Origin of the sequence: Paraburkholderia sediminicola, assembly GCF_046027825.1 — a bacterium.
In the GTDB taxonomy this organism is placed as follows: Bacteria; Pseudomonadota; Gammaproteobacteria; order Burkholderiales; family Burkholderiaceae; genus Paraburkholderia; species Paraburkholderia sediminicola_D.
In genome coordinates this window covers 1-10,415 of sequence record NZ_JAQQDU010000160.1, presented here as the reverse complement: position 1 = coordinate 10,415, position 10,415 = coordinate 1, and the positions used below count along the sequence as shown (strand labels likewise).

The following is a 10,415-nucleotide window of genomic DNA, read 5'->3' as shown; positions in this document are numbered from 1 at the left end:
GGGCGGGGGGGGGGGGGGGGGGCTGGCGCGGGGGCGGGGGTCCCCCCCCCCCGGCAGAAGACGCGGACGATGCCGCGCCGGCTGGCGCCGGCTGCTTTGCCGGGGCGACCTTGATCTGCGCGCCGTCACTCAGCCGGTCCATGCCGTCGGTCACGACCGTGTTACCCGCCGCGAGACCGGATGCGATGACGGTGTGCTTGCCGTCGCTCGGGCCCAGCGTGACCTTATGCACGGAGACCGTGTTGTTGGCGTTGACGAGATACACATAGTCGCCCGGTGCGCCGCTCTGCACGGACGGCGTCGGCACCAGCACGGCGTTCTGGAGCGTATCGACCAGCAGCTTGACGTTGACGAATTCGCTTGGAAATAGCGCTTCGTCGTCGTTCGCGAACGTCGCGCGTAGCGTGACCGTCCCGGTGCTGGTGGCCATCTGGTTATTGACGGCGTACAGCGTACCGGTCGCCACCAGCGTGTTGTTGTCGCTGCGGTACGCCGTGACCGGCAGCTTCGCACCGGAATTGACGCGTTGCAGCACCGCGGCAAGCGAGTTCTGCGGCACGGTGAATTCCACCGTGGTCGGCTTCATGGTGGTAATGACCGCGATGCCCGGCTGGCTCGACGCGGTGACGTAGTTCCCGGGGTCGACGAGACGCAGGCCGACCCGGCCGGCAACGGGGGCGGTGATACGGCAATACGCCAGGTCGAGTTCAAACTGCGCGATGTTGGCCTTGTCCGCCTTGACCGCGGCCTCGTCCTGCTGGACGAGGAACTGCTGATCGACATAGGTCTGCTCGGCGATCGACTTCCGCTCGTTCAACTGACTGTAACGGGTAAGGTCGGAGCGGGCTTGGGCCAGCGCCGCCTGATCCTTGGCCAGTTGCGCCTCGGCCTGCTGTTTGCTGATCTCGTACTGGCGCGGATCGATCTGGGCGAGAAACTGCCCTTTCTCCACGTCCTGGCCTTCCCGATAGCCGACCGCTGTCAGGTAGCCGCTCAGTTGAGGCAACACCGTCACCGTCGCCACGGGCGTGACCGTGCCCAGTTCGCTCAGGATGACCGGCATCTCGCCGACGGTCGCGGCGGCGGTCGTCACGACCTGCGGCTCCACGCCGGCCTTCGGTGGCTTGGGGCGAAGCAGGTGCACCAGGATCAGGGCGACCAGCGCCAGCACTATCACCGCGAACACGATTCGCCCGCGTCGGGAACGCTTTGGCTGCGTGGACGTCACTTCGCTCATGCCAACCTCCGAAAACTGCGGCTGCCCCAAAAAACCAGGGTGCGTCGATTCACCGGACCGGAACGCTGATGCAGGTGAAGTCTACCCAACTATCGCGTCGTTTTCGGAACATTGTTCTGTAGGCATATTCCAATTTGTCACGACAAGCGCTGATGTAACGCCGCGTTACACGTTGGGACGCTCTGTAAGCCCGCCAGGGATGGTGCTTTACAGCCGATCCCTCATCGCGCCTTGCCTCGTGTATGTCATGCAGCCAAGCTCAATGCCCCAAAACCATGTGAACCAGTGGAAAAAGTAGAAGGCTCTTTGGCCCTCGAGCAACCTGTGCAGTAACGGCCACAGATTGCAGTACGGCACGCTATACCACGTGCCTTGGGAAAACGCAGATAGGTGGTGCGCTCGATGGTGGCTATGCGAGTCAGCGGGTCATCCGGATCTCAGAGAGTTACCCAGATTGAGTGCATACCTTGTCGACACCCGATTCCACACCGAAAAGTGGCTACCTAAAATTAGATAAAATCGGTTATTTAATAAGGCCAGTCGAGCGGCTAATCTTCACTCACCGAACCACGCTGAGTGGGTCCAACCAGCCAGGAAATGAATCATGGAGCAACGTCTCGACTTCTACAAAGCCAACCCCGCCGCCATCAAGGTCCTGCTCGGCGTTGAAGAACGCATCGGCAAATCGGCCCTCGAAAAATCGCTGACCGAACTGGTCCGTCTGCGCGCGTCGCAGATCAACGGCTGCGCTTTCTGCGTCGACATGCATACCACCGACGCCCGCAAAGGCGGCGAATCCGAGCGGCGTCTGGCCACTGTCGTGGTGTGGCGTGAAACGCCCTTCTTCACGGACCGCGAACGCGCCGCGCTCGAATGGACCGAAGCGCTCACGCTGGTATCGCAAGAACACGTCCCCGACGCCGTGTGGCAAGCCGTACGCCCGCACTTCAGCGACGAGGAACTGGTCGACCTGACCTTGCTGATCTCCGCCATCAACGCATGGAACCGCTTCGCGATCGCGTTTCGCAAGTTGCCGGCCTGAGCGCACCGCAACCCTGCCTCAGCTAACCATTTCTGCCTGAACCCTGAAGGAAAGAAGTCATGAAAATCATGCACGTCGACGCGAGTGCCAAGCGCGAGCGATCCAATTCGCGCGCGTTAAGCCGGTATTTTCTGGAGCGCCTGCGTGAGGAAGGTATGGATATCGAGGTCGATTACCTCGACCTCACAGTCGATACGCCGCCGCATGTGAGCGAAGCATTCACCATCGCGACTTACACGCCATCGCACGAGCGCACAGCCGCCATGAAAGCGACACTGGCGGCATCGGATGCGCTGTGCAAGCGCCTGCTCGACGCCGACGCGCTGGTCTTTGCCATGCCCATGTACAACTGGTCGATGCCTTCCGTGTTCAAGGCCTTCATTGACAGCATCACGCGTACCGGGCTGACCTATTTGTTTACGGACGACGGGCACACAGAAGGTCAGCTTGCGCGGCAGAGGGTGCTCTTCATCACGAGTCGCGGTGCGGACTTGCGGGCCGGCTCGCCCTACTCGTCAATGGATGCGCTGACGCCGGCGCTTAAGGCGGCTTTCGGATTTATCGGCGTTGCGGCCCCGTCCTTCGTCGACGCGCAGCCGTTACAGTTTTCAGACGAGGCGGCGCGGATCGAAGCGCTCGAACGTGCGCGCACCGAGCTCACCGCAGTGGCGGCAAACTGGGCCGCGTGGGCGAAGTCGCAGTCGGCTTCCGCTTTGGACATTCACGCTCGACAAGCAGTGAGCGCGTAACGTGAGACGCAGGCGGTGCGGTATCGCGCCGCCTCACCCCTTAGAACTTCGGATGACATTCGAAGCTCACTGACGATGCATGCGCGGTCATCATCTGCACGCCGCTGACCGTTTCTGTCGTGACACTGCTGCGCATGCCGAGACGCTCGCAGTAGTCGCGTGCTTCGTTGATTGCCTGATCGTGCGCGCGGGCCCAGGCCATCCGCCCACCGGTCGCGCTCGCCGCTACCGTGTAGGTGCCGGGTTTGTCGGTGGCGACCACGTCGCTCGCCGATGCGCAGCCCACCAGGCTGGCGCACGCGGCCACCGCCGCAATAAGCACGCGTGCCCGGGTGAACGACGGGCTTCGGTGCTGCCGTGCTACGGATTGCCCTTCTTGATCCGGCAGCTGATCTGAGACGTTGTTGAACATGATGCGTCTACATTTTTTAACCGTTTTACCAATCTCGAAATTATGCGCAATCAGGCGCGCCAGATCAGCCTCGCCACCTGAAAACACTGTTGCGTACGCTTAAACAATCGCCGGCCGGCCATGCCTGGCAGGGACTCCGCAAGTCCACCGGACGACCGGCGAACTTCGCGCCTCCGCGGGCCTCAGCCCCGATTTCACGGCCCTTCCGCGCCATGCATCTTCTGCACTCTTCTCATACAAACAATGCACTGGCTTTATTCCGCTAGTTGACTGAAATTAGCACGGTCATTCCATTTTGCGGCGCACGGGAGTTCGGGGCGAAGAACCCGACCCGGGCTCGCCCCGCAGCAAGACTGTGCAATCAGGTCCGCGAAAGGCGGATATAAAAAGAGGAGACATGCATGCGTTTTATCAATCATGGCGTTTGCGGAGCCACGCTGATTCTTGCGGCCGGTGGCGCTGCGGCCGCCGACTCGAGTGTGACCTTGTACGGCGTCGTCGATGCGAACATCCAGTATCTGGACAACGGTGGCGTCCACTCGTACTCGGAAAAGAGCGGCGGCTCGACCGGCTCCCTGTTCGGCCTGAAGGGCACCGAAGACCTGGGCGGCGGCCTGAAGGCGCAGTTTCAACTCGAATCGGGTTTTAACGTGAACAATGGTTCGGCGTTTGCCGACACCACGGCGCTCTTCTATCGTCAGGCATGGGTTGGTCTGAGCGACGACAAGTACGGTTCGGTGACCATGGGCCGTCAGTACGAACCGAGCTTCCGGGTCATCTATCCGTCGGATCCGTTCCGCGCGAACGAAGTGCTGTCGCCGTTTTCGGCGAACGTCCTCGCCGTCGACCGGAACACGCTGTCGACGCAGTACGATTCCGGCCGTGCCAGCAATTCGATCATGTATCAATCGCCGGATCTGAGAGGCGTAAAGCTTTACGGCATGTATGCGTTCTCCGCGACGGTGACCCAGCCTGTGCCGGCCACCACGGGCAACATGCTGAACCTCGCGGCCACTTACTCGGGCTACGGCTTCTACGCGGGCCTGGCCTACGTGAACCAGCATCCGGGACAGGAAACCATCGCCGGCCTGCCTGCTCCGCTGACCCTGCTCGGCACCGAGCACTTCATCGGCGCGCTCGCCTACCGGATCGGTATCGTGAACTTCCAGTTCAACTATTCATACAACCGCTCACAGGATCCGGCGCCAGGATCGCTGGCTGCGCACCTGGGCACGGGCCATTCGCTGAGCATTGCGGAACTGGGCGCGACGATCCAGGCAACGCCGGCCGACGCGATCACGATTGCCGGCGTTCAGCGCAGCGTGCGCGGCGCACATGACAATACGCCGAGCATCGAACTGGGCGTCGATCATTCGATCTCCCAGCGGACGAGTCTGTACATGCGGGCGGGCTACATGAAGAACAACGGCACCGCCACGGTAAGCTGGCCGGGTGTGACCGTGACCGCCCCGGGAACCAAGCAGATTCTTGCGACGGTGGGTATGACGCATCGGTTCTAAGCCGAATCGTTGCAGGGGGCGGCGCAGGAAGCTCAGGGTAGCGTCAGGCGCGCCCCTACTGCCCCCGCCGCCCCCTGCCTGCAACCCGCCCGATGCGCCTCCAGCCGATCGAGGCGCATCGCGGCTCTCTTCGCGGCGTGTGCCGCCACGCCAAAACACTTTCGCAAACGCTCTCCACCGACTAGTCTGTAACGACATTAATCAACCAGCCGGACGCCGAGCCGGGGGAGACGTCGATGGATATCGAAGCACGCACGCTATCGCGCGTGACGGTCCGGCTCGTGCCGTTTCTGATCGTCTGCTATTTCATCGCCTATCTCGACCGGGTCAACGTCGGCTTTGCTGCACTGCAGATGAACAAGGCGCTCGGTCTGTCCGCCAGTGCCTTCGGCTTCGGCGCAGGCATCTTCTTCATTGCGTATTTTTTCTTCGAAGTCCCATCTAATCTTCTGCTCGAGAAGTTCGGCGCGCGACGATGGATCGCCCGGATCATGTTCACATGGGGGATCCTCGCAGGCGCGATGGCGTACATCCCGAACATTGCCCGCATCACTGGGCTCTCGCCCGCGCACGTGTTTTACGGCCTGCGCATCCTGCTGGGCGTGGCCGAAGCGGGTTTCTTCCCCGGCATCATCTTCCTGCTGACACTATGGTTCCCCGCCGCCTATCGCGCCCGCGTGGTCGGCTATTTCATGGCGGCCATTCCGCTGTCGACCGTAATAGGTGGCCCGATTTCAGGTGCGCTTCTGTCGATGGACGGACACGGCGGGCTAGCCGGCTGGCAATGGGTTTATCTGATCGAAGCGCTGCCCGCGCTGCTGCTCTCATTCGCCGTGCTGTTCTATCTGACCGACAGGCCGGCCGACGCCACCTGGCTTGCCGACGATGAACGCAACTGGCTGGTCGCCCGCCAGGCTCAGGAGCGCGAGCATCGCGAGGCCGTGCACATTTTCAGCGTGAAGGAAGCGCTGTTCAATCCGCGGGTGCTCGCTGTCGCGCTCATCTACTTCGGTGCGAACGCAACTAACTATGGCCTGAGTTTCTTTCTGCCGCAGATCGTCAAGTCCTTCGGTCTCACCAATCTGCAGACCGGTTTCGTGACGTCGTTGCCTTACATCGTCGGTGTGATCAGCATGATTTATTGGGGCCGTCATTCGGATCGCAAGCTCGAACGTAAATGGCACGTGGCGATCGCGCTGCTGGTCGCGGCCGGCGGCATCGCGGCCGCGGCTGGACTCGACAATCCGGTGCAGAAGATGATCGCGCTGTCGATTGCCGGGTTCGGCATCTTCGGCTGCCTGCCCGTCATCTGGACCTTGCCGGCCGCGTTCCTGTCGGGCGCGGCGGCGGCGGGCGGCATCGCCGCGGTCAATTCCCTCGGCAATCTGGCGGGATTTTTCGGACCTTACGCGATGGGCTGGATCAAGGACAGCACCGGCGGCTTCGGCGCCGGCCTGCTCTGTTTGTCGGGTGCGGGACTCATCGGGGTGGCGGCCGTGCTTCTGTTGCATCACGACACCTCACTCGAGGCGTCGTGCGGTCTTCCGGACGCGGAGGCGGCAGGCAGGGCGAAGGTGGCGAGATCCTAGCTAACGGCGTTTGCGGAACGCCGACTAGCCTGACTCGAAAAAGCCGTTATGAAACGGGCCGCGCCGGAGCTTGCGGGACCGTTTCCGCCGTGTTGAACGAAATCGCCGCCCCGAAAGAACCATGCCGAGCCACGCAAATAAAAACGCCGCGCGGGCTTAGCCACGCGGCGCGGCATGGCCAAACCTCAGGGCGAGGCGCTCGCGCTGGCCGGCACGCTTGGGAGTGAGTTTGCCGTGCCGCCGCCTGCGTCCGGCGGTAGCACGTCGTCCGGTGTGGGTGTCGGTGCCAGGGCCGGCTCGCCGCTGCCATGCGCCTCACCGTCGACTGCCCTGTTTGCAGGCACAGGCGCTGACGCCGTTGCTTGAAGGAGCGGCGGCAGCGCGCGCGGTTCCACATCCGCGGCGGCCGCCGACGCAACGGACGCCGGTGCGGCGGCAGCCGTAGTTGTGACAGCAGCAGGCGCATGACGCGTCGTATTGCGCGTGACAACCGGCGCTTCAGTCTTCGCAGGCGACGCTTCGAACAGATGCTCGAACCAATCGCGCAGCCTGCCCGAGCGTTGCGCAAACCAGCCCGGCTCCTGATCGGTCGCGAACCTGACGCGGCTATCGACCAGCTTCGACCTTTGGGCGCGCTGGAAAAAGTCGCCGACGATCGGCAATGCGCTGTGCGCCCCCTGGCCCCAATAGTCGCTGCGCAAGGTCACGCGGCTGTCGTTGAAGCCGACCCACGACCCTGCCACGAGTTGCGGGGAGATCAGGATGAACCAGCCGTCGGCGTTACCCTGCGTCGTGCCCGTCTTGCCCGCGACATCCCCGCGAACGCCGAAGCGCGTGCGAATGCTTGAGCCCGTGCCCCGGCTCACCACGTCGCGCATCACGTCGATGAGCGTGCGGGCGGCGTCGACCGGCAGTTCCTGTTTGGGCGGCACCGGTGCGAAATCGGCCAGCACTTCGCCGTTGCGGTCTTCAATACGTGTGACCATGACCGGCTCCACGTAACCGCCGAGGTTGGCGATCGTGCCGTAGGCCGACACCATTTCCTTCAGCGTGACCGGGCTCGTGCCGAGCGCGAGCGACGGTACCGGGTCGAGTTCGCTGTCGCGCACGCCCATCGCGCGCGCCAGTCTCGCGACCTTGTTCGGACCGACCGTTTCCATCAACTGGGCGGTAATCCGGTTGCGTGAATAGGCCAGGCCGTCGCGCAGGCTGATGGCGCGCTCGCTCGGCTCATCCTCATCGCCCGGACGCCAGACTTCGCCGCCGGCCAGCGGAATCTCGACGGGCTTGTCGATAAAGGTATCGGAGGGTTTCGCGCCGTCTTCGAAGGCCGCGGCGTAGACGAACGGCTTGAAAGTCGAACCCGGTTGGCGCCGCGCCTGCTGGACGTGGTCGAACGGGTCCTGGCTGAAGTCGCGGCTGCCGACCCATGCCTTGATCTGGCCGTTGCGCGGGTCCATCGCAAGGAAGTCCGCCTGTACCCGCGTCTTCGACTCGCACACCGACTGCACCAGGTTGCGGTCGGACGAGACGCGCTTCATTGCGTCGTCGTCCGAGAGGCCCGCGTCTTTTGCGGCGCGATAGTCAGGAGTTTCGCGCAGGAAAGTTTGCAGCAGGTCGCGGCCGTTCGCACAACCGGCGCGCGTGCCCCACGCCGAGTTGGCGATGCCCTGCAACTGGTTGCCCTGCAAGGTCACGGCCTGGGTGGCCATGGTCTGCAAACGGGAATCGATGGTGGTACGCACCACCAGTCCGTCGGAATACATGTTGTAGTCGTTGCGATCAGCCCATGCCGCGAGCCACTTGCGCAGTTGCTGCGCGAAGTGCGGCGCGGGTCCGGGCGGCTCGGTCTGCCGCTCAAAATCAATGCGCAAGGGGCGGCGCGAGAGCGTTGCATAGGCTGCGGGCGTGAGCTTGCCGTACTTGACCATTTGCGCCAGCACCGTATTGCGCCGCTGCAGCGCGCGCTCCGGGTTGAGCACCGGGTTGTAGTAGCTATTGCCTTTGAGCATGCCGGTGAGCGTCGCGCTCTCCAGCACATTCAGGTCGCCGGCCGATTTGTCGAAGTAGGTTCGCGCCGCCATCTCGATGCCGTAGGCGTTGTAGAGGAACGGCACCGTGTTGAGGTAGGTCTCGAGGATCTCGTCCTTGGTGTAGAGCGCCTCGATCTTCAAGGCGGTGATTGCCTCCTTGATTTTGCGGGTCAGCGTGGGCGCGCGGCCGATTTCGTCCGGATAGAGATTGCGGGCAAGTTGCTGGGTGATGGTCGAGCCGCCCTGGCGGTCGCCGGAAAACGTGTGCAGCGCGGCCGATGCCGTGCGGCGCCAATCCAGCCCGAAATGCTGGTAAAAGCGGTGATCTTCTGTGGCGATCAGCGCATTCACCACATTCGGCGAGATGTCCTTGAGCGGCACCCACTCGCGGTTCGAGGGTTTGAATTCGGCCAGCAGTTTGCCGTCTGCCGAGAGAATCTGCGCCGGCTGCTCGATTTTTGCCTTACGGATGTCGCCGATGCTCGGCGTGAACGGGATCAGGGCCAGCACATAGAGGACGAAGAGCGCCGGGATGGCGGCGCAGGCCCATGCCACGCCGCGGCGTGTGGGATGGCGCAGGTGCCAGAGGGCCTGGGCGATGAGCGGGTTCGCCAGGGTTAGCCCTTTTTCAAGGATCTGTAGGAATTTGGGGATCAGGCGCTTCACTCGGGGGTACCGTTCTGCTTGACGAAGGCAGCATCGTATCAAGATGGGGGCCGGGCGGCGCTTTTTGGCTGTGCGCCTGCGGCGGTGGGCTTTGTTTGGGGTTTTTGCCTGCGTGGCGCTTGTTTCTGTATGCCTACGGCGTTGGCCTTTCCTTGATGTGTTTGCCTGTTTGCCTGTTTGCCTGTTTGCCTGTTTGCCTGTTTGCCTGTTTGCCTGTTTGCCTGTTTGCCTATGGCCTTGGCCTTGGCCTTGGCCTTTCCTTGATTTGATATTGGATTATTAGCGTCGCCCCTGTGCGGGGCAGGCACCTACTTTTCTTTGCCTGCCGCAAAGAAAAGTAGGCAAAAGAAAGCGGCTCAAACCGCTAATTCTTAAGCGGCCCCCCTGGCTCGGAGGGCGTAGTGGAGCATCTGGAATCCGCGTTCTCGCACATTCAGCCCCGGTGACAAGGGAGTCATACTTCCGGCGGCGCTGCGCGCGCAGACGCGGTAGTTCGTCGAACCAGACGCTGCGTTTTCGCGCCAGCGCTTGCGCGGGGCGGTGCGTCGCCGTTGAGCCGCTAACTTCGCAAGGCGACGACGTATTACTGGAATTGCGCTCTTGCTATGCGCGTGCTCGGCACTCTCGCGAAGGTCCCAGGTTCGCAGCGGCGCCCTCGAAATCCCGGCGAACTCCAGCGTTTTGCCGAGACAAAGCTGGTGGCCCCCCCACACATCCCGGCGAATCCCGCATTTTACCGAGGCGAAGCCGATAACCCCACCACACAGCACAAAGCGCTGGTTTGCCGGCAAACCCATCCGGCGTGCACGGAGTGCGAGGCGGGAGGTATGAGTGCTTTGTCACTAGCGCCGAATGTGCGAGAACACAGATTCCAGATGCACCACTACCGTGACTGTGCGAGGGACCCGCTTAAGAATTAGCGGGTTGAGCCGCTTTCTTTGCTTATCCTTCTTTGCGGCGGCAAAGAAAGTAAGTGCCTGCCCCGCACAGGGGCGAACGCTAATAAACCAATATCAATTCAAGGAAAGGCCAACGCCGCAGGCACACAGAAACACGCGCCGTGCAGGCAAACAACCCAGAAAAAGCCCACTCCCGCAGGCACACAAAAACAAAGCGCCGCGCAGGCAAACAACCCAAACAAAGACCAACACCATAGGCACCCAGAAA

The 10,415-nt window shown here is 62.5% G+C and carries 7 protein-coding genes; 4 read left to right on the top strand and 3 right to left on the bottom strand.

All coding sequences use genetic code 11. The features are described from left to right. A partial coding sequence (locus tag PQQ96_RS40395) for an efflux RND transporter periplasmic adaptor subunit (RefSeq protein WP_408302765.1) occupies positions 1-1,237 on the bottom strand: 1,237 nt, incomplete at its 3' end. Between the two features lie 604 nt (positions 1,238-1,841). Between PQQ96_RS40395 and PQQ96_RS40390 the strand changes: the two genes are divergently transcribed. Together PQQ96_RS40390 and PQQ96_RS40385 are read left to right on the top strand one after the other, a co-directional pair. Continuing rightward, a complete protein-coding gene (locus tag PQQ96_RS40390) occupies positions 1,842-2,279 on the top strand; it encodes a carboxymuconolactone decarboxylase family protein (RefSeq protein WP_408302763.1) in 438 nt (145 codons plus the stop codon). A 59-nt stretch (positions 2,280-2,338) separates the two neighbouring features. Continuing rightward, positions 2,339-3,028 (top strand): FMN-dependent NADH-azoreductase, encoded by a 690-nt coding sequence (locus PQQ96_RS40385; protein ID WP_408302762.1) that lies wholly within the window; start codon positions 2,339-2,341, stop codon positions 3,026-3,028. Between the two features lie 40 nt (positions 3,029-3,068). Here PQQ96_RS40385 and PQQ96_RS40380 read toward each other — a convergent pair whose 3' ends face one another. Continuing rightward, positions 3,069-3,440, bottom strand: coding sequence for a hypothetical protein (locus tag PQQ96_RS40380; protein WP_408302761.1), 372 nt, complete (start codon positions 3,438-3,440; stop codon positions 3,069-3,071). A 401-nt stretch (positions 3,441-3,841) separates the two neighbouring features. Here PQQ96_RS40380 and PQQ96_RS40375 point away from each other — a divergent pair, with 401 nt between their 5' ends. After that, on the top strand, positions 3,842-4,960 hold the full coding sequence (locus tag PQQ96_RS40375; RefSeq protein WP_408302760.1) for a porin: 1,119 nt from the start codon (positions 3,842-3,844) through the stop codon (positions 4,958-4,960). 236 nt (positions 4,961-5,196) lie between these two features. Then, on the top strand, positions 5,197-6,549 hold the full coding sequence (locus PQQ96_RS40370; RefSeq protein WP_408302758.1) for an MFS transporter: 1,353 nt from the start codon (positions 5,197-5,199) through the stop codon (positions 6,547-6,549). 185 nt (positions 6,550-6,734) lie between these two features. Here PQQ96_RS40370 and PQQ96_RS40365 read toward each other — a convergent pair whose 3' ends face one another. Next, positions 6,735-9,248, bottom strand: coding sequence for a penicillin-binding protein 1A (locus tag PQQ96_RS40365; RefSeq protein ID WP_408302756.1), 2,514 nt, complete (start codon positions 9,246-9,248; stop codon positions 6,735-6,737). Positions 9,249-10,415 lie beyond the last annotated feature (1,167 nt).

Excerpts from the sequence above, each read along its gene's own strand:
- PQQ96_RS40385 (WP_408302762.1), top strand. The coding sequence starts at position 2,339 with ATGAAAATCATGCACGTCGACGCGAGTGCCAAGCGCGAGCGATCCAAT.
- PQQ96_RS40390 (WP_408302763.1), top strand. The coding sequence starts at position 1,842 with ATGGAGCAACGTCTCGACTTCTACAAAGCCAACCCCGCCGCCATCAAG.
- PQQ96_RS40380 (WP_408302761.1), bottom strand. The coding sequence starts at position 3,440 with ATGTTCAACAACGTCTCAGATCAGCTGCCGGATCAAGAAGGGCAATCC.
- PQQ96_RS40375 (WP_408302760.1), top strand. The coding sequence starts at position 3,842 with ATGCGTTTTATCAATCATGGCGTTTGCGGAGCCACGCTGATTCTTGCG.
- PQQ96_RS40370 (WP_408302758.1), top strand. The coding sequence starts at position 5,197 with ATGGATATCGAAGCACGCACGCTATCGCGCGTGACGGTCCGGCTCGTG.